Source organism: Photorhabdus sp. P32 (genome assembly GCF_038085095.1).
Lineage (GTDB): Bacteria > Pseudomonadota > Gammaproteobacteria > Enterobacterales > Enterobacteriaceae > Photorhabdus > Photorhabdus luminescens.
Genome location: NZ_JAZGJN010000243.1, coordinates 1 through 21919 on the forward strand (window position 1 = coordinate 1; position 21919 = coordinate 21919).

Genomic DNA, 21919 nt, shown 5'->3' on the forward strand with positions numbered 1-21919 from the left:
TCGATATTTTTATAATATTATGGGTTGTTTGATTTAATTGTATAATTATACTGAAAAATTAATATTGAAATAGGTAAAAACCTAATTGAAAATTTTTATTCAAATCTGTAAATGCCAGTATATATCCATTAATACTAAAGTTTCAGTGGCTTTAATTACTGTTTAATTCCACTGAAATATGAAGGGTGCCTGAGAACTAAGCCATAACAACATCTAAAAGGGCGGGAGTAAAAGCCTCCCGCCTAAGGTTGCCTTACCTGTCGCTGGATTCGTAGGCCATGATTGCCGCAACCTCGGTATTACCTCGTTTGACATGGAGTTTACAGAGTGAACCTCTTGTTATCCATGTGAACAAGAGTAATGTCACACAAATAACGATCAAACTAAATATTACGGTTTTTTGCGGCTTCATGGCTTTTCTCTCCTTGCTTTTTATCAGGTAAGAGGCTAGCCTTATGTTGTTCAGCATTAGGAGTAGCCTCATTTCGATTTATAGTCGGATGGGGCTTTTCTCTTTCTGCCTGAAACATAATTTTTGCTTAGAACATCATGCTCAAGACAGAAAGTCTCAAGCACCCGGAGGCAGTATACGTTTATTCATATGGGATGCAATATCTTGATAAGATTTATTATGGTCAAGTAATACCTTCAAATTAAATTAGCCAGCGAGTAAAGCTCTTAATAAGAAAAGGAAGGAATATTGAAAATGGAATATATAGATAAAATGGTTTTTAATGCGTTTGATTAATTGCTTAGATTAAATAGAAATTCTATTTTCATATATTATAATCATAATGGTTAGGTATTACCTCGTTTGATATGGAGTTTACAGATTGAACCCCTTGTTATCCATGTGAACAGGAGTAATGTCACACAAACAATGATCAAACTAAATATTACGATTTTTTGCGGCTTCATCACCTTCTCTCCTTGCTTTTTGTCAGGTAAGAGGCTAGCCTTATGTTGTTTACGCATAGAAGTAGCCTCATTTCGATTAATAGTCGGATGGGGCTTTTCTCTTTCTGCCTGGAACATAATTTTTGCTTGGAATATCATGCTCAAGACAGAAAGTCTCAAGCACCCGGAGGCAGTATACTTTTATTCATATCAGATGCAAGATCTTGAAAATATTTATTATGGTCAAGTAATACCTTAAAATTAAATTAGCCAGTTAGTGAAGCTATTAATAAAAAAAGTAATCAATGTTGAAAATGGGATATATAGATTAAATTGTTTTTTAATGCGTTTAATTAATTGCGTCGATTAAATTGAAACTCTTATACCGAGGATAAAGTCATTCTCTTGTGTATCTGAAAGCTCGCATCAATAGTATTTCTGATAAATTTTTGTGCTTTTGTCTTGCGTTAATCAGTATATATCCTCTTACTCTTGGCTAACCACATCAGGTTTTCTTGAATAAAATATAAAAAAATAGAAGTAGGTTATTGATGTGGAATAACCTGATATTTAAGTGAAAAATTTATTTTTTACGGTAATTGAATTGAGTTGCAATAACATTTAAGAAGTATAGATATTTATGGAGTTTATCGATATTTTTATAATATTATGGGTTGTTTGAGTTTCTTATATATATTCGATGAATTTAAATGTTGAATTATATTAAGGAGATCTATATTGGAATAGATAAATAACTAATTAAAAAATTTTACTTAAATTTGTAAATGCCGATATATCAATTAATGCTAAGATTCCAGTGGCTTTAATTACTGTTTAATTCCACTAAAATATGAAGGGTGCCTGAGAACTAAGTTATAACAACATCTAAAAGGGCGGGAGTAAAAATCTCCCGCCTAAGGTTGCCTTACCTGTCGCTGGATTCGTAAGCCATGATTGCCGCAACCTCGGTATTACCTCGTTTGATATGGAGTTTACAGAGTGAACCCCTTGTTATCCATGTGAACAAGAGTAATGTCACACAAATAACGATCAAACTAAATATTACGATTTTTTGCGGCTTCATCGCCTTCTCTCCTTGCTTTTTTTCAGGTAAGAGGCTAGCCTTATGTTGTCTTGCATTAGGGGTAGCCTCATTTCGATTTATAGTCGGATGGGGCTTTTCTCTTTCTGCCTGAAACATAATATTTGCTTAGAACATCATGCTCAAGACAGAAAGTCTCAAGCACCCGGAGGCAGTATACGTTTATTCATATGGGATGCAATATCTTGAGAAGATTTATTATGGTCAAGTAATACCTTCAAATTAAATTAGCCAGCTAGTGAAGCTATTAATAAGAAAAGGAAGGAATGTTGAAAATGGGATATATAGATTAAATTATTTTTTAATTCGTTTAATTAATTGAGTCGATTAAATAGAAGTTCTATTTTCATATATTATAATCATAATGGTTAGGTATTACCTCGTTTGATATGGAGTTTACAGAGTGAACCTCTTGTTATCCATGTGAACAAGAATAATGTCACACAAATAACGATCAAACTAAATATTACGATTTTTGCGGCTTCATGGCTTTTCTCTCCTTGCTTTTTATCAGGTAAGAGGCTAGCCTTATGTTGCTGAGCATAGGAATAGCCTCATTTCGATTAATAGTCGGATGGGGCTTTTTTCTTTCTGCCTGAAACATAATTTTTGCTTAGAACATCATGCTCAAGACAGAAAGTCTCAAGCACCCGGAGGCAGTATACGTTTATTCATATGGGATGCAATATCTTGAGAAGATTTATTATGGTCAAGTAATACCTTTAAATTAAATTAGCCAGTTAGTGAAGCTATTAATAAGAAAAGTAATTAATGTTGAAAATGGGATATATAGATTAAATTATTTTTTAATTCGTTTAATTAATTGTCTCGATTAAATAGAAATTCTATTTACATCTATTATCATCATACTGACAACCTCTATTTTGCATTTCCGGCTAACTATGTCAATTTTATCTGGTTGACTGCTATTTTCATACTAGGAGAGGAACTACTCTCCCGTATATCTGGAAGCTTACATCAAATGGTATTTCTGATGAACTTTTTGTGCTTTTGTCTTACGCCAATAAGTAAAGGATAGCACAATTGATCAAACTAATAATTTATAGATAAAACAGTAAATTAAAGAGATACCTTCATATGAAATGAACATAAATTATCGTATTCGAATAAAATTTAACCTTCTTAAGGTATATCCTCTTAAAACAAATGGTTGAAGTGATAAAGGTTATCATTACCATTATACGGGGGAGAGAGCACTCCGATAACGGCGGCAAGAATAGCTATAGAACAAATGTGAGGTCAACTATGACAAACAGTGTTGAAACCTTTTCTCTGAATGAAACCGCATGGCAGGGAATTACTATCACCGCGAGAGCCGCAGCGCAGATTCTCAAGTTGATGCAGCAAAACCCACAAAGTAAAGGATTATATCTGGGGGTTAAGCAATCAGGATGCGCCGGCTTTGGCTATGTATTTGAGATGGTTAATGATCCCGCGCCTGATGATCTAATGTATGAGAATGAAGGAGCACATCTATATGTGCCTCTGAAAGCAATGCCATTTATCGATGGCACTGAAGTGGATTTTGTCCGTGAAGGTTTAAATCAGATATTTAAATTCAATAATCCAAAAGCACAACATGCCTGTGGGTGTGGTGAGAGCTTTGGTATATAAGTGTACCAATATATGTCTCAGAGCAATGTAGAAATCAGCGATGATGTGCAGACCTGGCTCAGCGGTCATCGTTATAAAGAAGGCTTCTTCACTCAGGTGGCGACGGATGAGTTAGCTAAAGGTTTGAGTGAAGACGTTGTGCGGGCCATTTCCGCAAAACGTAATGAACCCGAATGGATGCTTGAATTTCGGCTAGAGGCTTATCGCCATTGGCTAGGAATGGAAGAACCTCATTGGTTAAAAGCGAATTATCCCAATCTTGATTATCAGGACTACAGTTACTATTCAGCCCCTTCATGCGGTGCTTGTGGCGATAGTTGCAATTCACAATCTGGTGCTGTTCAAGAGACAGGAGCGGAGCAAGCTAGTAGCTATTTAACCGCAGAAATTGAAGAAACATTTGATAAGTTGGGTGTTCCTGTACGGGAAGGCGAGGCTGTTGCGGTAGATGCTATTTTTGACTCCGTTTCTGTTTCAACCACCTATCGGGATAAATTAGCGAAAGAAGGGATTATTTTCTGCTCATTTAGTGAAGCGATACAGGAATATCCCGGATTGGTCCGTAAATACCTCGGCAGCGTGGTTGCAAGCCACGATAACTTTTTTGCTGCGCTCAATGCCGCAGTGGCTTCTGACGGCACTTTTGTTTATGTGCCAAAAGGGGTTCGATGCCCAATGGAGCTATCCACCTATTTCCGTATCAATGCTGCGAAAACGGGGCAATTTGAGCGCACTATCTTAATTGCTGATGAAGGCAGTTATGTCAGCTATATAGAAGGATGCTCTGCACCGGTGCGTGATAGCTATCAACTTCATGCCGCTGTTGTCGAAGTGATTATCCATAAAGATGCCGAAGTGAAATATTCCACGGTACAAAACTGGTTCTCAGGGGGGGAAAGTGAAGGCGGGATTCTCAACTTTGTCACTAAAAGAGCGTTATGCGAGGGCGAAAATGCCAAAATGTCCTGGACTCAATCGGAAACAGGTTCTGCAATTACCTGGAAATATCCCAGTGTAATCCTGAAAGGGGATAACTCAATTGGTGAGTTTTTCTCCGTTGCTCTGACTAACGGTACTCAACAGGCTGATACCGGCACCAAGATGATCCATATTGGCCGTAACACTAAATCAACCATCATTTCAAAAGGCATTTCGGCTGGGCGTAGTCAAAACAGTTATCGCGGATTGGTTAAAATATTACCGGGGGCAGAAAACGCTCGTAATTATACCCAATGTGACTCCATGCTGATTGGTACTGAATGTGGCGCGCATACATTCCCTTATGTAGAAGTACAGAACAATACGGCGCAATTGGAGCATGAAGCGACAACTTCCCGCATTGGTGAAGATCAATTGTTCTATTGTTTGCAGCGCGGCATCAGTGAAGATGATGCGATCTCCATGATTGTTAATGGATTCTGTAAGGATGTGTTCTCTGAACTTCCCCTTGAATTTGCCGTTGAAGCACAAAAATTGCTGGCAATCAGCCTTGAACACAGCGTTGGATGAGTTTTCCTGTTTCCCTTTTTTATGACAGAACGTTAAGTCGTTCGAAGGCATGTAATATGTTAAGTATTAAAAATTTACGAGTCAGTGTTGAAGGTAATGAAATCCTAAAAGGATTAAATCTTGAAGTTAAACCGGGTGAAATCCATGCCATCATGGGGCCGAATGGTTCCGGTAAAAGTACATTATCAGCAACGTTAGCTGGCCGTGAAGAGTATGAAATTGATGATGGTGAAATCGCCTTTAAAGGAAAAGATTTACTTGGATTGGAGCCATCAGAGCGAGCCGGGGAGGGAATTTTCTTGGCGTTTCAATATCCGGTGGAAATTCCGGGTGTCAGTAATCAATTTTTCCTGCAAACCGCAGTGAACGCTGTTCGCCAATATCGCCATCAGGAGCCGTTGGATCGCTTTGATTTTGCCGATTTTATCGAAGAAAAAATTGAATTATTGGATATGCCGCCGGATTTACTGACACGTTCAGTCAATGTCGGTTTTTCCGGTGGTGAGAAAAAACGCAACGATATTCTGCAAATGGCCGCGCTGGAGCCGACACTTTGTATTCTGGATGAGACAGATTCAGGACTGGATATTGATGCATTGAAAATTGTGGCTAATGGCGTGAATTCTTTACGTGATCCAAACCGCTCATTCATTATTGTGACCCATTACCAACGTATTTTGGATTATGTGAAACCTGATTTTGTACATGTACTTTATCAGGGACGAATTATTAAATCCGGTGATTTCAGTTTGGCGAAACAGTTGGAGGAGCAAGGTTATGGCTGGCTTATTGACCAACAGTGAAAGAGCTGAAAAGATGCGGCAGGTTGCAGAACGTAACCAGCAAGCATTAGCACGTTTTACTGATTTGTATCACTGCCGTCATGGTGAGGATTCATCTCATGCCAGTTTGCATTGGCAACAGGTCATTCGAACCGGTTTTCCTCAATTCAAACATGAAGATTGGCGTTATACACCGCTGGATAAATTGTTAAATCAGCAATACAGCAGCAAAACTTGGGAATTGACCGCAGCGCAATGCGAACAACTGGCGATTCCAATGGATTGTTGGCGTGTCGTTATGGTGGATGGTTGTTTTTCACCTTTACTGAGTTCCTATGAATTTGGACCATACCAGCTAAATTTACTGGATAATAAAAGCGGGCTTCCAGCACCGATACAGGGTGAGATCTTTCTGCACCTAACAGAAAGTTTGGCTCCACAGCCCTTGGTTATTACATTAAAGGCCGGGCAAGTGGCAGAAAAGCCTCTTTACCTGCTGAATATAACCAGCGGTCATCGTAGCGAAGCATTGAATACCAGTCATTATCGCTACCACATTGCTGTAGGGACAAATGCCAGTGCCAGCGTAATTGAACACTTCGTCAGTATTGATGAGCAGCAACCTCATATGACAGGAGGCCGATTAACTGCGGAAGTGGGGAACAATGCTCATCTTGCCCATATAAAACTGGGAGTTGAGAACAGTGCAAGTTATCACTTTGCGCATAACGATATTGTGGTTGGTCGTGATGCTCAAGTAAAAAGCACCAGCTTTTTATTGGGTTCTGGACTTGTCCGACACAATACCAGTGTTAAGTTGAATGGCGAAGGGGCTAATCTGTCGTTGAATAGCTTACTGTTGCCACAAGGAAAGGAAGTCGCTGATACTCGTACTTATTTGGAACATAATAAAGGGCATTGTGAAAGCCGTCAGTTGCATAAAACCATTGTGATGGATCAGAGCAAAGCCGTATTTAACGGTATGATTAAGGTAGCGCCTCATGCATTGAAAACTGACGGACAAATGACTAATAACAATTTGTTGTTAGGTAAACAGGCGGAAGTCGATACCAAACCTCAACTGGAAATTTATGCCGATGATGTGAAATGCAGTCATGGTGCGACCGTTGGCCGAATAGATCAGGAACAACTATTTTATCTGCAATCACGTGGTATCAGCCGATGTGATGCGGAACATATGATGGTATTTGCTTTTGCCGCGGAGCTGACGGAATCTATTGAAGATGAATCTCTGAAAAGTGTTGTCATGAAACACATTAAGCACCGTTTAGCGAGAGTAGAAAAATGACTTTTTCTGTAAAAAAGGTGCGACAAGATTTCCCGGTGTTAACTCAACAGGTTAATGGACATCCACTGGTTTATCTTGATAGTGCTGCCAGTGCTCAAAAGCCGGTTGCAGTTATTGAAAGAGAAAGTGAATTTTGTTTGCATCAGTATGCGGCGGTTCACCGGGGAATTCATACCCTCAGCTCTGCGGCTACCCGGATGGTTGAAAATGTTCGCTACCAGATCTCGCAATTTATTCATGCTCAAAGCAGTGAAGAGATTGTATTCGTCAAAGGTACGACGGAAGGGATTAATCTGATTGCTAACAGTTATGGCCGCAGGTTTATCAATAGCGGCGATAATATTGTTATTACTGAAATGGAACACCACGCCAATATTGTTCCGTGGTATATGTTGGCAGAGCAGATTGGATTTGAAATTAGAGTATGGCCGCTGAACGTAAATGGCGAGTTAGATCAAGCGGCTTTAGCCTCTTTGATTGATTCACGTACTAAATTACTTTCTTTTACTCATCTCTCTAATGTGCTTGGTACCGTGAATCCTGTACGTCAAATCATAAAGCAGGCAAGAAAATTGGCTGATGAGCAGGGAAGCGGGTTACATATTCTGGTCGATGGCGCTCAGGCCATTATGCATAAGAAAGTTGATGTGCAGGATCTGGACTGCGATTTCTATGTTTTTTCCAGCCACAAATTATATGGCCCAACAGGTATTGGCGTGCTTTATGGGCGCAAATCTTTGCTGGATGCTATGCCGCCTTGGGAAGGGGGCGGCGCGATGATAAAACAGGTCAGCTTGCAAAATGGCATAACCTATGCAGAACCACCGTGGCGATTTGAGGCGGGAACCCCAAATATGACGGGAATTATTGGGCTTGGCGCTGCTGTTGATTATGTCGTTTCACTTGGGCTAGATGAAATTCAGCAACATGAGCAGGCTCTGATGGATTATGCAATGACACGGCTAAAAGAGGTCAGAACCCTGAAATTGTATGGCCCTGAACAACGTCAGGGAGTGATTGCTTTCAACCTTGGTCAGCATCATGCTTATGATGTGGGAAGCTTCCTTGATCAATATGGAATAGCGATCCGTACCGGACATCATTGCGCTCTTCCTTTAATGGAGCATTATCACGTTTCCAGCATGTGTAGGGCGTCATTGGCGATTTATACTACGCAAGAAGATATTGATGCGCTTGTTGTTGGATTGCAGCGAATAGAAAAGTTACTGGGTTGAGCCGGTTATATACCCGTTATCTTTCAAGTCGCCTCTTTGTTGGCTGCACTCGCTCACCCCGGTCACATAGTTTTCTATGCTCCCGGGGATTCGCTCCCTTGCCGTCGCGATGCATCTTGAAATCCATAGGGTATAGATCGAAAGGGTGATAAGGAAAAAGTCATGGCAAGTTTGCCCGACACAAATAAGTTGTTACGTAATTTTTCCCGTTGTCAGAACTGGGAAGAAAGATATCTCTATATGATTGAACTAGGGGCAAGATTGCCTCCTCTTACTGACCAACAACGCCAACCTGAGTATTTAATCGCAGGTTGCCAGAGCCAGGTGTGGATACTGCTGAAAACGAATCACCAAAACAAAGTAGAATTTATTGGCGACAGTGATGCCGCTATTGTTAAAGGATTGGTGGCGATTGTCTTTATCCTTTTTCAGGATAAAACACCTCAAGAAATTCTGGATTTGGATGTGACTGAATATTTTGGAAAATTGTCTTTGGAGCAACATCTGACGCCCTCACGTACTCAGGGGCTACATGCGATGATATGCGCCATCCGAAACAGGACAAGTAAAATGGTTTAAATGCCAGTCTTACGCGTTTCTTTCGCTACTGATAATATACGCAATAAGGCTTCAACCTTTTATACCCGTTATCTTTCAAGTTGCCTCTTTGTTGGCTGCACTCGCTCACCCCGGTCACATAGTTATCTATGCTCCCGGGGATTCGCTCCCTTACCGTCGCGATGCATCTTGAAATCTATAGGGTATGTACTTAAATTTATTCGATAACATTTAGAAGTCATTTCCAGGAAGCAAGCATGAAACGAGTTTTAACGCTTATTGGCGTGTTATTATTAAGTGGGCTAGCTAACACCGTTAGCGCCACAGAATATACTTTGCCAGCGGCCAATAGCCGTTTAATTGGCGAAAATACGACATTGGTAGTGCCCGATGATGGACGTTCTTTGGAGGCCATTGCTGCCGAATATGAAATTGGTTTACTGGCAATGCTGGAAGCTAACCCAGGCACTGACCCTTATTTGCCTACTCCGGGTTCTGAACTGATTATTCCATCACAAATGTTGTTGCCCGATACACCGAGGCAGGGGATGGTGATTAACCTTGCAGAACTCAGACTCTACTATTTTCCTAAAGGGAAAAATAAAGTCATCGTTTATCCGATTGGTATTGGACAGCTTGGTCGTAATACGCCAGTGATGACAACATCTGTCAGTCAGCTAATTAAAGATCCAACTTGGACGCCGACTAAGAATATCCGTAAGCATTATGCTGAACAGGGGATTACCTTACCTGCGGTTGTTCCAGCTGGCCCGGAAAATCCAATGGGCGCATTTGCGTTGCGTTTAGCTGCCGGGCGCGGAGAATACTTGATTCACGGCACTAATGCTGATTTTGGCATTGGTATGCGAGTGAGTTCGGGGTGTATCCGTTTACGTCCTGATGATATTGAAACGTTATTCAACACAGTGCCCCGTGGAACGCGAGTACAGATTATCAATGAAGCAGTTAAGTATTCTGTAGAACCAAATGGTGAGCGTTATATTGAAGTACACCAGCCGTTGTCTAAGAAAGAGAATGATGATCCACAGACATTACCTATTGTTCGATCAACCGATTTGAATAAGTTCATTGATAATAGCGAAACGGATAAAAATATTGCTGAACAAGCGATAGTACGCCGTTCTGGTATGCCGGTACTGGTAAGTAAAGACATAGAGCCTGAAACGCAACATGAAACACAACAGGAGTTGCGAGAAGAGAATATCGTGCGGGTGGAAGATGATGTTAAAGGGACAGAACAAGCAGTGAATAAAGATGTATCTGAATCGTTTACATTACCACCGTTATATCAACCTGGGCCAATCTATCGGGCAAATTAATATTTTATTGTGGACACGGGAATCTGCAAATATTTATCTAACAGAATCCGATGATAAAAAATGGCGCACAGATAGACTGTGCGCCATTTTTGTACATAATTACAAAAAATTATTTTTTGTAGGAACGAACTTGATTATCCAGACGCTGATTCGCACGAGCTGCATCGTCTTTAGCGGCTTGAACGTCAGTACGTACTGCGTTCACGTCATTGCTCAGTTGATCAACTTTTGCATTCAGAGTCTGAATATCAGAAGTCAGTTGGTCAACCTTAGCAGTGCTTGAACAACCAGCCAACAGAGTAGAAGCCAGAACTACTGCACCCAGTACAATTTTAGTACGATTCATTATAATACCCTCTAGATTTAAGTTAATCTCCAAGTAGCCATGTAAGTATTACACAAAGTTTTTTAGAAAGAGAATAAATTTTTATCATGAAAACCAATTATTTCAATTTTTCTCTTTAACAAGTGGATAATTTTCATCTGAATGTAAAAAAACAAAACCGTTGAGTAACATTTTAATCAAAAAAAGCCTATTGCATGAGGGAATGATATTCTTCGAAATAATTTTAGTTAAAAATTCTTATAAATAAAAAATACAACATTCAGGTCATCTTGCGTCTATTGAACTATCGCGACATCTCTTTTAATGAAGTCATTTTTTATACATAAATTTAGGGTTTCTCTTAAAACAAATTTGTTAATTGAATCTTATTGTAGATGAACAACTTGACAATGTTCAGGTTGAATCCTAGGCTCAAATTTAAACTGGTAAGAGGAGTTTGTTATGTTAACTGATCAATCTAACGAATATTTTAACATCAACATTGACAACGGAGTCGCTCATTTGCAACTCAGTCGTCCCGAAAAGGCCAATAGTTTGGCGCTTGGGTTCTGGAAATTGTTTCCTGAGGCAGTAGAGCAACTCAGTCGTTCAGGTGAAGTGCGGACAATGGTGATTTCTGCACAGGGAAACACATTTTGTGGCGGGCTTGATTTGCAAATTTTTGCCTCTAGCAAAGAAGCTAATACAGCTAATCCTAATGAGCGGGAAGCGATGCAATTCAGCTTATTGCAAATGCAAGAGACAATAAACGTATTAGAGCGAGCCCGCTTCCCTGTTATTGCCGCAGTACAAGGCGCCTGTCTTGGTGCAGGTTTTGACTTAATTGCTGCCTGCGATTTTTGTTTTGCTGCTGAAAATGCGAAGTTTCGTATAGAAGAAACCAATATCGGTATGATGGCTGACTTAGGTATTCTTCAACGTTTGCAACATTTGATCCCTGGGGGAATGGCCCGCTATTTTGCCCTGACTGGGGATACGTTGAGTGCGGCTCAAGCTCATGATTTGGGGCTGGTGGTAAAGGTGTTCCCTTCTACAGAGACATTAATCGAAGGCGCTCTCGCGACTGCCCGGCGTATTGCTGATCGGTCTCCTGTCGCCATTAACGGGGTTAAACGAGCTATGCTTTACAGTCGTGATCATGGTGTCTATGAATCATTGCAGCAAATAGCACTTTTGCAAGCTTCGATTTTTAGTCGTCAGGATATTCTGTGCTCAATTCAAGCGAAAGCGACCGGAACAAACAGTGAGTTCCAAAACTTAAGTGAAGTCGGTAAAATTTTTGATGAGCCATGATTAAGGTAAGGATATTGATGACATGCAAAGTGAATTCTCAGCAAAAAGTATGTAATACTGGGAAATGTCATCATTGTTGAAGGTTAAGCCATTTTCTGACTGCGAAAGAACAGGGAATGGCATTATTATTAATTAGCATATACTCAATGGATTTCAAGATGTATCGAGACGGCAAGGGAGCGAATCCCAGGGAGCATAGATAACGATGTGACCGGGGTGAGTGCAGCTAACAAAGAGGCAACTTGAAAGATGACGGGTATATTCAATATTCTGAAACACCGTCATGTATACGGTGTTTCAGGAATAAAGCAACTTATTAAATTAAAGTACGTGAACAGACGAAGTGTTGGTAGTACCGCTTGGAACTAGAGCGCCAGAAACCATAACCACGATTTCACCTTTTTCCGCCAAGCCACTTGCTAGCGCTGCTTCTTTACCAATGCGGTAGAAATCGTCTGTAGAGGCGATTTCTTTAACAATTTGGGTAGAAACGCCCTTAACAAGCAGTAATTGGCGAGCAGTCACTTCATTAGTGGTTAATGCCAAAATAGGGGCGCCAGGGAAATACTTACGAATGGATTTGGCGGATTTACCGCCATAGGTTGCGACCACAATCAGAGGGGCTTTCAGTTTTTCTGCTGTTTCAACGGCGCCGCGACACACCGCTTCAGTCACGCGCAGGTTACGGCAATTGACGGCTTCAATACGGCTTGGCATGACGCGGTCTGTACGCTCACAAATCGTTGCCATGATAGTCACTGCTTCTATTGGATATTTACCTTTTGCACTTTCACCGGAAAGCATAACCGCATCAGTACCATCCAGAATAGCGTTGGCGACGTCACCGGCTTCAGCACGGGTAGGACGCGGGTTTTTAATCATGGAGTCGAGCATTTGAGTGGCAGTGATAACAACTTTGCGAGCAATGTTACATTTTTGAATCATCATTTTCTGGGCGAAGATCACTTCTTCCACCGGGATTTCAACGCCTAAATCACCACGGGCAACCATGATCCCGTCAGATACTTCCAGAATCTCATCAAAATTGTTCAGACCTTCCTGATTTTCAATCTTAGAGATGATTTGGATATTTTCACCGCCGTGCGCTTTCAGGTGTTCACGGATTTCCAAAACATCGGAGCGCTTGCGGATAAAAGAAGCGGCGACGAAGTCAACACCTTGTTGGCAGCCAAAGATCAAATCTTGTTTATCTTTTTCCGCCAATGCAGGCAGGCTGATAGAAATACCTGGCAGGTTAACACCTTTATTTTCACCGAGGTCGCCATTGTTTAAAACTTGGCAAATGACCTCTGACTTAGTGACTTCTTTAACTGTCATGCCGATCAAGCCGTCGTCAACTAGCACGGTATTACCGGGAGCCAGATCCGCAGGGAAACCACTGTAAGTGACAGCAACACGGTCTTTATTGCCGATAACGGAAGTGTCAGTGGTAAAAGTGAAGGTCTGACCTGCGGTTAGAGAGACATCGTTACCGCCTTCCAGCTTCATAGTTCGGATTTCAGGACCTTTAGTATCCAGTAAAATAGCGGCTTGTTTACCTGTCTTAGTCATAACTGAACGGATATTTTGAATACGCTGGCCGTGCTCTTCATAGTCTCCGTGTGAAAAGTTGAGGCGCATAACATTCATACCGGCATTCAACAGTTCGGCGAGTTTTTCTTCGGATTCTGTTTTTGGCCCGATAGTACAAACAATTTTGGTTTTTTTCATGACAATCTATCTACAGGTTTTAATTGGATAAAATAGTGAACCGCCAACTTTATGGTTTGCGCAGATACCATGTGGCGTTGAACGTTGCGCAACATCATTAAGGGCAGAGCGGGGAAGACTTGCAGTGCTTTTCGTGTGAGGTTAGGCACATGGAGTTATGCGAGTTTATACATACGATTAATCTGTAACTTTTCAGTGTTCGGCAAACCTAATGAGCTGAAACCATTCAACTATAAATTGCGCCGTATTATAGAGACTTATTTCTGTGAAATGAATCGAAAAATGATTATATGAATTAATTATAACGATAAACTGCAAAAATGATGCAAATCTTAACAGAGAAGAGTTATAACTCATTGCGTAAGCTGTTTGTTAACAGACAGCAGCGCATTTCGGTGCGGGAAATAAATTGAACACAGCCAAAGGATACTAAAGATAAGAAGAGTCATTTGTAGATTTGGTGCGTCCGAGTGGACTCGAACCACCGACCCCCACCATGTCAAGGTGGTGCTCTAACCAACTGAGCTACGGACGCAATCTAAATTGCATTGGTGACAACGGGGACGAATATTAACGGCGAGTTAGCCTTCTGGCAAGGGGAATAATACAAATTATTGCTCAACTGTTCGTATTTGCATCTGTTACAGCGAATTTGTCGTTTATTCCATCAGTTAAGTATTCATCCCCGGTTTTATCGAAAGTAAATTAGCGAGTTGAACGTTGTAAAACCATCTCGTCTGGTTGTTTTTGTGTCCACAAAATACGGGCGAATATCATTATGGCTGATGCGGTCAGGCCAATAATAAAGCCGATCCAGAATCCTTGTGGCCCCATAGCGGGTACAACATAGTCGGTCAATCCCAGAATATAACCGCTTGGTAGCCCCAGAATCCAGTAAGCGATAAAAGTGATATAGAAGATAGAACGCGTATCTTTATATCCACGTAAAACACCAGCCCCTACAACCTGTACAGCATCAGATAATTGGTAAAGCGCGGCAAATAGCATCAGATGTGACGCCATGATGATAACTTCTGGATTGTCGTTATACATCAAGGCGATCGGCTCTCGCAGAATGATAGAAAAAGTGGCGGTTAAACAAGCAAATATCAAACCAACTATAATTCCGGTATAAGCTGATATCCGGGCATTCTCAATAGATTTTTTCCCTAAGTTATAACCAATACGGATAGTGGTTGCTGCGGCTAACGATATTGGGAACATAAACATTAATGAACCAAAATTTTGTGCGATTTGGTGCCCTGCAACAGCAGTAACGCCTAAAGGCGAGATTAGCAATGCCACTATGGCAAATAGCGTAATTTCAAAAAACATCGCCATTGCAATAGGCAAGCCGAGGGCTGAAATGCGTTTCAGAATATGCCATTCTGGCGCCGCAAAGCGATGTTTAGGGCGGATATCTCTTTGTGATGATGCGCGCTTCACATACCAACGCATTAGTAGGAACATAACCCAGTAAACGCTGGCGGTAGCAACGCCGCAACCAACACCGCCTAAAGCGGGCGCGCCGAATTTACCATAAATGAATATGTAGTTAATCGGAATATTAATCAATAATCCTAAAAAACTAATTACCATACCCGGTTTGGTTTTCGATAAACCTTCACATTGATTACGCAGTACCTGATAAAACAGAAAGCCCGGCGCGCCCCACATTATTGCGTGGATAAATCCGACCGCTTTTTCTGCTAAAAGCGGATCTATATTATGTTGCTTGTCAATCAGGAATTTGCTGTTGTATAGAATAGCGATAATGATAATGGAGAGGAAAGTCGCTAGCCAAAACCCTTGTTGAGTCTGCTTGGCAATGAGATTCCTGCGGCCAGAACCATTCATTTGCGCAATAATGGGGGTTAAAGCTAATAGTAAGCCGTAACCGAATAGGATAACCGGCAGCCAGATCGAGGTGCCAACGGCAACCGCGGACATATCGGTTGCGCTGACGCTACCTGCCATAACGGTATCCACAACCCCCATTGCAGTTTGTGAAAATTGGGCAATAATGACGGGGATACCTAGAGCGAGCAAACTACGCGCTTCTTTTAAATACTTCTGCACGCATTACACCTTTTTAAAAGTAGAAAATATTAGGAAAAACTCCTGTATATAAGAAACGATTTTCGAAAAATCAATCGCTTACTAACTGGGGTATTGTATCTATTTGATACTATATTACAACAATAATGCTGAGTTTATATTCAAATGATCAGGTGGTATTTATCAATGACAACTTGATATAAACTAATTAATAATTATACACAGTCATTAAGAGGTTCTTCTATGTTTACGGGCATCGTTCAGGGAAAGGCACCCTTGGTTGCTATTGATGAAAAAAGCAATTTTCGGACTCATGTTGTTAAATTCCCGGCTGAATTATTGCCAGGTATCGAAACAGGGGCGTCGGTTGCCAATAACGGTTGTTGTCTGACGGTAACCAAAATAGAAGGCGATGAGATTAGTTTCGACTTAATGAAAGAGACTCTACGTCTGACTAATCTTGGCGATTTACAGCTAGGGGATTATGTGAACCTGGAGCGGGCAGCTAAATTTGGGGATGAAATTGGCGGACATTTGATGTCCGGTCATATCATCACGGTTGCTGAGATAGTTAAAATTTTCACTTCAGAAAATAACCATCAAATATGGTTCCGTATCCATGATAAGCAATTAATGAAATATATCCTGCATAAAGGATTTATCGGCATCGACGGGATTAGTCTGACAATTGGCGATGTGGTTAATAATCGTTTTTGCGTTCACCTTATTCCTGAAACATTGGAACGTACAACATTAGGTAAAAAGCGCCTTGGTCAGAAAGTCAATATTGAGATTGACTCACAGACTCAAGCGATTGTTGATACTGTGGAGCGTGTTCTTGCTCAGAAAGAGCAGGAACGGGTTGTTTCTCAGCAACCAGAGACATTTATAGAAGAATAATCAATAAATTGAGGAGCGGCAGGAGGATTCCCTTTGTCGCTTTCAAACAAAATTAACTGTGTTAAAAAGGAGTATTGAACCCACCGATGCTCCTTTTTGTGATTTGTATTACAGTGTTTGCATATTATATTAACTAATATGGTTAATATTGTTATTATTGTGTTAATGTTCTTTCTTGTAAAGCGCAGACCAATCCCTATGGTGATATTTTTTAGAGGTTACTTTAATGGAAAACCCGATTGAGTTAGATGAATGGCTTGAAGAACCTACACACGATGATGCTGTTGAAATGATGAATGCCCAAGCTGTCGTACCTTTTGGTACCGCACTTTGGCCTTAATGGCTTTTTATAATTAAGGCATCTTACTAATATATAAGTAAGGGGAGTTTCCCCTTACTTAAAAATAAACAGGATTATCCTCATGGATAAAAGTCTTGAAAATATGTATCGCTGTTTATCACGTCATCCTGCAATTTCAGATAAAGTAAGAAATAATGAATGTATAAAAATATTTATCGGATCTGATACCGAGCATAGCGATATTGCGCAAAAGATGCATGTGTATAAAAAGAATTTTAATGTGAAATCTGATTTCGCTTTGTTAGACGCAACATCAGCAGACGACGTAAAACAAAAAATATCCGATTGTGATTTGTTTGTTTTTCTTTATGCATCATCAACGTTAAAGAATGCATCTCCACAAGGGCCAGAATATCTAATCAAAATAAGAGGCTTTATTACCGAATCATGGAAGAAATCTGTACTGTTTAAAGATTATGGCTTGCATTTTATTGAAGCGTTCAGTGAGCCATCAGAGTTAATAACAGAAAGGAATAAAAAACTTATTGAATTATCAAATCGATCACAGAAGATTCAATATACAGATAATAGAGGGAACTCGATTGTCGGTTATTTAGAAAAGGACCATAAGTGGACTTCCATTGATGGCAGTGGAAATATTGATGTTATTCCTGGGGAAATAGCAAGCCATATAAAGAACCTTAACGGTAGTATTAGCTTTAGTGGTACTTTTTTGAGTACGGCCCCCTTTGCTATAAAGTATGGGGTTGTCAATGATATGATGACTATAAATATAAAAGAGGGTGAAATTATTGGGTTTGATTGTGATAATGATGAATTTAGTCGAGATTTTAATTTATACCTAAACCATAATCATGGAAATAGAATAGTTGAAGAGTTCGGTATTGGTACTAACACCGGAGTGAAAGCGCTTTATGGCAGAAATGCGGGTTTTGAAGAACGGCATCCTGGCTTACATCTTGGTTTAGGGGGTGGTGTAAAAGGGAGTCATCATTTAGATTTGATATTTTCTGGTGGAAAAATAGCATTTGATCAAACAGTTTTCTTTGATAATGGTTATGTGGATAATTTTCGTTAGTGGGAAATAGAGCGATTTTTTTAAAATTATAATAGAAATTTACCTTTTAATATTTAGAGTTAAAAATGAATATGTTGTATTGACTAAAAGCTACAGTGGGAACCTGTAGCTTTTGGTTAACTATCGGGCTACCCGTAACCCGCCTTCAATACCTTTTAGACTGAATACAACTTGCCATAATTGAATATCGCGAGCACGAAATGCGCCTGCACAGGCATTCAGATAATAGCTAAACATGCGTTTAAATGTTGGACTATAGTTATCTTGTATTTCAGGCCAACTGGCAATAAATCTTTCATACCAGGCCATCAATGTGCGATCATAATCTGCGCCAAAGTTATGCCAATCTTCCATAACAAAACAGTTTTTGCTGGTGTGGGCTATTTGCTCAATCGAAGGCAGGCAGCCATTAGGAAAAATATATTTGCTGATCCACGGGTCAGCGCTGGTTTTAGCTTTGTTGGAACCGATAGTATGGAGCAGGAATAAGCCATCAGGTTTCAGGTTTCTTTGAACAACGTCGAAGTAAGTCGCATAATTTTTAGGTCCAACGTGTTCAAACATACCGACAGAAACAATTCTATCGAACTGCTCATGTAAATCCCGATAGTCTGTCAGAATGATCTTTACAGCCAGATTTGTACATTGTTCCTGCGCATATTTCTGTTGTTCGGCTGAAACAGTGATACCTGTGACGGAAACACCATAATTTTTAGCAGCATAAGCCGATAGCCCGCCCCAACCACAGCCAATATCCAGCAGAGTCATGCCGGGAGAAAGTTCCAATTTCTCGCAGATGAGTTTCAACTTATCAAGCTGAGCTTGTTCCAGTGTTTTAGCTTGTTTCCAGTATCCGCAGGAATATTGCATATAAGGGTCAAGAATACGGGTGAAAAGATCATTTCCTAAATCATAATGCTGATGACCGACAATCCATGACCGTTTTGGCGTTTGCAGATTACGTAAGCGGGTTATGGCGATTCTCACTGTATCTTTGAGATTATTGGGCATTTGATTTTCTAATCCAGCGCGTAAAACGCGATAAAAGAAAATATCTAACCGCTCACAATCCCACCAGCCATCCATATAACTTTCACCTAACCCCATCGAACCTTGTTGTAAAACTCTTTTATAGAAATTAGGGTTTTTTATCTGGATATCATAAGGATTGTGACCATTAATTTGAATACCTGCTTTTTCTAGCATCTCATTGGCAATTCTCTGCCAGGAGTTAATGGCTGTTTTCGGGTTTTCAATACAGGATGAACTCATATACTCTCCAACGTTAAGGTGATGGAATATTGAGGAGCTCGTTTTAGCTAACAAAGCAGGATGCGAAGACGCAAAATGCAAAAAATAACAAAGAATCAAAGTAAAAAATCTTAAAGATAACTAATCCATGAGTTTAATGGGGGCAGTCATTGCTCCTGAAAACCTCAAACTCCAGTTGATTTATAATAAAGAGCTTTATTGAGTATAAGGGCGTAAAATTGTTTCATCAATTAATAAATAAAGGCTGAAATTAATTGATAATTAGCAGCCTTTATTGAGATAACAATTTGATTAATATTAGGAATTCTGTTCGACTGTTTGAATGCGGCGATTAGCGTTTTTTTTCCACTGTATAAAATATCCTAATGCCATTGGAACAACGGTAACAACCATGACAGTAGTTGTGGATATAAGTGGATTGCTGATAAATGTCGATACGATCAGGCTGGCAATGAAACAGAGCCCTAATTGAAGCGTGTTTTGTAATGCAGTGGCTTTTCCACTGTCTTGTGGATAAGCAGATAAAGCATTTGCTACTGCAATTGGATAGGACGCGCCATTCATCGCAGCCATAAAGCAGAAAGGCACCAGAATGGTGAATAAAGTTGGCTCGCTAAATTTTGCAATCAAATAGAGTACAATCATGCTGACAGCATAGCCAGCTAACAGATAAGGAAAAATAATTTCACTTTTTATTTTGGCCAAAATACTTCGGCACCCATAACCTCCAACGATAAAGGCTAAGGTTTGAGGTATATAACTCAGACCAATGTCGTTTGGAGAATATCCCATTTCACCGAGAATTGAAGGGGAGCCGGTTAACCAGGCAAAAAACCCGGCGCTACATGATGCAAATATTAGAACATTGCCACTAAACAGTGGTGATTTTAATAGCGTAAGGAAAGAGACATTATTTGCTTGCACTTGAGTTTCACTGTTTTTGCGATTTTCTTGCAAGAACAGAGTAAAAAACAACAGTAATAATGTAATTGTCAGTAAGACTAGGAAAATGGTACGCCAGCCGCCATGTTGCAACAGCCAGGCCCCTACCAAAGGCGCCAGAGCAGGGGAGAGCGCAACCAGGGGCATAATTGTTGCAAAAACACGTTTGGTACGATTGGAATCGTAACGATCAATAACTAATGCTTGCCATGAGACAGCGGCTGAACAGACACCTATGGCTTGGATAAAACGCAAAACTAAAAGTTGGGTGGAGTCTGTTACCCACATCATACCCAGACAGCCAATAGAAAACAGGGATAACCCGGTGATGATAATCGGCTTTCTGCCAAAGCGATCTGAAAGAGGCCCCCATAAAAGCTGCGCAAAGGCGAAACCTGCAAGAAAGATACTTAGGCTGGCGCTAATTGCGTTTGCCGATGTACCTAATTCTTGTTGCATAGCGCCGAATGCTGGCAGATACATATCAATAGCCAGATAACCTAGCATACTCAAGCCTGCAAGGTAGAACATGAACTGACTTGAGTTTTTCATTTGATTGCTCTCTTTGAATGTCATGATTGAAATAATTTGCAGTGATGGGTAGATAACAATATTGACACACATTCTATATGTCGTGATTTTTACTTGTGAAATGGTAATATTTGCATAATGCTGTGAAAAAAATTGAAAGGTAAAATTATGTGGTCGGAATATTCACTTGAAGTCGTGGATGCGGTTGCCAGAACAGGCAGTTTTAGTGCCGCTGCATCGGAGCTTCACCGTGTCCCTTCTGCGATCAGTTATACCGTAAGACAATTGGAAGAGTGGCTTGCTGTTTCGTTGTTTGAGCGTCGTCATCGGGATGTGGAATTAACTGAGGCGGGCGCTATTTTTATCAAGGAAGCTCGTTCTGTTATCAAAAAAATGATTAACACTCGTCACCAGTGTCAACAAATTGCCAATGGCTGGAGAGGGCAATTTAGTATTGCTATTGATCGCGTTGTCAAACCGGAACGTAGTCGTCAGCTTATTCTTAATTTCTATCACCATTTTCCTGATATAGAACTTTTTGTTCATCAGGAGGTGTTTAATGGTGTATGGGACGCGCTGGTGGATAGTCGAGTTGATGTTGCAATTGGAGCAACCCGGGTAGCTCCGGTCGGGGAAAGATATAGTTTCCGAGATATGGGGTTTATGCCCTGGCTATGTGTAGTTAGCGCAGACCATGAGTTGACTCAGTTGCCGGGGCCGTTATCTGATGACCAAATGCGGCCTTATCCCAGTTTGTGTCTTGAAGATACATCCCGTAATTTACCGAAGCGTGACACTTGGAATCTGGATAATCAGCGCAGGCTAGTGGTTCCTGATTGGGAGTCTGGTCTGTCTTGTCTAAACGCAGGGTTATGTGTGGGAATGGTGCCTAAGCATAGGGCAATGCCGCTTATTCGGCAGAAGAAACTAGCCGTGCTGGAATTGGAACAGCCTTTACCAGACAGTCCATGTTGTTTGGCATGGGTACAAAACAGCCATTCTCCAGCATTAAGTTGGCTGCTTGACTATCTTGGCGATAGTGAAACACTTAATGCTGAATGGCTTCAGGATGAATAGAG

20 protein-coding genes and 1 tRNA gene are annotated in these 21919 nt (G+C 40.6%); 11 read left to right on the forward strand and 10 right to left on the reverse strand.

The window, feature by feature from the left end; genetic code table 11:
- Positions 1-253: 253 nt before the first annotated feature.
- From V2H77_RS08280 to V2H77_RS08295, 4 genes are all read right to left on the reverse strand, one after another.
- On the reverse strand, positions 254-412 hold the full coding sequence (locus V2H77_RS08280; RefSeq protein WP_265377493.1) for a Hok/Gef family protein: 159 nt from the start codon (positions 410-412) through the stop codon (positions 254-256).
- Positions 413-798: 386 nt separating this feature from the next.
- Complete coding sequence (locus V2H77_RS23605; protein ID WP_376712532.1) at positions 799-1056, reverse strand: Hok/Gef family protein; 258 nt, start codon at positions 1054-1056, stop codon at positions 799-801.
- A 766-nt stretch (positions 1057-1822) separates the two neighbouring features.
- Positions 1823-1981, reverse strand: a complete 159-nt coding sequence (locus tag V2H77_RS08290) for a Hok/Gef family protein (protein ID WP_075262240.1) — start codon at positions 1979-1981, stop codon at positions 1823-1825.
- Positions 1982-2367: 386 nt separating this feature from the next.
- Complete coding sequence (locus V2H77_RS08295; protein ID WP_445935469.1) at positions 2368-2457, reverse strand: Hok/Gef family protein; 90 nt, start codon at positions 2455-2457, stop codon at positions 2368-2370.
- Positions 2458-3265: 808 nt separating this feature from the next.
- On the opposite strand from V2H77_RS08295, the gene sufA reads away from it, so the two are divergent.
- From sufA to V2H77_RS08330, 7 genes are all read left to right on the forward strand, one after another.
- A complete protein-coding gene (gene sufA, locus V2H77_RS08300) occupies positions 3266-3634 on the forward strand; it encodes a Fe-S cluster assembly scaffold SufA (RefSeq protein WP_265377494.1) in 369 nt (122 codons plus the stop codon).
- Positions 3635-3646: 12 nt separating this feature from the next.
- Positions 3647-5143, forward strand: a complete 1497-nt coding sequence (gene sufB / locus V2H77_RS08305) for a Fe-S cluster assembly protein SufB (RefSeq protein WP_341498425.1) — start codon at positions 3647-3649, stop codon at positions 5141-5143.
- Positions 5144-5199: 56 nt separating this feature from the next.
- Positions 5200-5946, forward strand: a complete 747-nt coding sequence (gene sufC / locus V2H77_RS08310) for a Fe-S cluster assembly ATPase SufC (RefSeq protein ID WP_341498426.1) — start codon at positions 5200-5202, stop codon at positions 5944-5946.
- Positions 5921-7234, forward strand: a complete 1314-nt coding sequence (gene sufD, locus V2H77_RS08315) for a Fe-S cluster assembly protein SufD (RefSeq protein WP_341498427.1) — start codon at positions 5921-5923, stop codon at positions 7232-7234. The genes sufC and sufD overlap by 26 nt, the downstream gene beginning before the upstream one ends.
- Entirely contained in the window at positions 7231-8469 is a 1239-nt protein-coding gene (sufS, locus tag V2H77_RS08320) for a cysteine desulfurase SufS (protein ID WP_341498428.1), read from the forward strand. The genes sufD and sufS overlap by 4 nt, the downstream gene beginning before the upstream one ends.
- 162 nt (positions 8470-8631) lie before the next feature.
- Positions 8632-9048, forward strand: a complete 417-nt coding sequence (gene sufE, locus V2H77_RS08325) for a cysteine desulfuration protein SufE (protein ID WP_341498429.1) — start codon at positions 8632-8634, stop codon at positions 9046-9048.
- Positions 9049-9284: 236 nt separating this feature from the next.
- Positions 9285-10367 (forward strand): L,D-transpeptidase family protein, encoded by a 1083-nt coding sequence (locus tag V2H77_RS08330; protein ID WP_341498430.1) that lies wholly within the window; start codon positions 9285-9287, stop codon positions 10365-10367.
- 109 nt (positions 10368-10476) lie between these two features.
- Here V2H77_RS08330 and V2H77_RS08335 read toward each other — a convergent pair whose 3' ends face one another.
- Positions 10477-10713, reverse strand: a complete 237-nt coding sequence (locus V2H77_RS08335) for a major outer membrane lipoprotein (RefSeq protein WP_113025437.1) — start codon at positions 10711-10713, stop codon at positions 10477-10479.
- Between the two features lie 441 nt (positions 10714-11154).
- On the opposite strand from V2H77_RS08335, the gene V2H77_RS08340 reads away from it, so the two are divergent.
- Entirely contained in the window at positions 11155-12006 is an 852-nt protein-coding gene (locus V2H77_RS08340; RefSeq protein WP_341498431.1) for an enoyl-CoA hydratase-related protein, read from the forward strand.
- Between the two features lie 321 nt (positions 12007-12327).
- Here the strand turns inward: V2H77_RS08340 and pykF are convergent, their stop codons facing one another.
- From pykF to V2H77_RS08355, 3 genes are all read right to left on the reverse strand, one after another.
- Positions 12328-13737, reverse strand: a complete 1410-nt coding sequence (pykF, locus tag V2H77_RS08345) for a pyruvate kinase PykF (protein WP_341498432.1) — start codon at positions 13735-13737, stop codon at positions 12328-12330.
- 458 nt (positions 13738-14195) lie between these two features.
- Positions 14196-14272 (reverse strand) — tRNA-Val (locus tag V2H77_RS08350).
- A gap of 170 nt (positions 14273-14442) precedes the next feature.
- On the reverse strand, positions 14443-15816 hold the full coding sequence (locus tag V2H77_RS08355; RefSeq protein WP_341498433.1) for an MATE family efflux transporter: 1374 nt from the start codon (positions 15814-15816) through the stop codon (positions 14443-14445).
- A 222-nt stretch (positions 15817-16038) separates the two neighbouring features.
- Here V2H77_RS08355 and V2H77_RS08360 point away from each other — a divergent pair, with 222 nt between their 5' ends.
- On the forward strand, positions 16039-16695 hold the full coding sequence (locus V2H77_RS08360) for a riboflavin synthase subunit alpha (protein ID WP_341498434.1): 657 nt from the start codon (positions 16039-16041) through the stop codon (positions 16693-16695).
- A 422-nt stretch (positions 16696-17117) separates the two neighbouring features.
- Positions 17118-18095, forward strand: a complete 978-nt coding sequence (locus tag V2H77_RS08365) for a leucyl aminopeptidase (RefSeq protein ID WP_341498435.1) — start codon at positions 17118-17120, stop codon at positions 18093-18095.
- 120 nt (positions 18096-18215) lie between these two features.
- Here the strand turns inward: V2H77_RS08365 and cfa are convergent, their stop codons facing one another.
- Positions 18216-19367 (reverse strand): cyclopropane fatty acyl phospholipid synthase, encoded by a 1152-nt coding sequence (cfa, locus tag V2H77_RS08370; RefSeq protein WP_341498436.1) that lies wholly within the window; start codon positions 19365-19367, stop codon positions 18216-18218.
- A 297-nt stretch (positions 19368-19664) separates the two neighbouring features.
- The gene (gene punC, locus V2H77_RS08375) at positions 19665-20861 is read right to left on the reverse strand and encodes a purine nucleoside transporter PunC (RefSeq protein WP_341498437.1); all 1197 of its coding nucleotides are present in this window, start codon (positions 20859-20861) and stop codon (positions 19665-19667) included.
- 147 nt (positions 20862-21008) lie between these two features.
- Here punC and punR point away from each other — a divergent pair, with 147 nt between their 5' ends.
- Entirely contained in the window at positions 21009-21917 is a 909-nt protein-coding gene (gene punR, locus V2H77_RS08380; RefSeq protein WP_049581317.1) for a DNA-binding transcriptional activator PunR, read from the forward strand.
- Positions 21918-21919 lie beyond the last annotated feature (2 nt).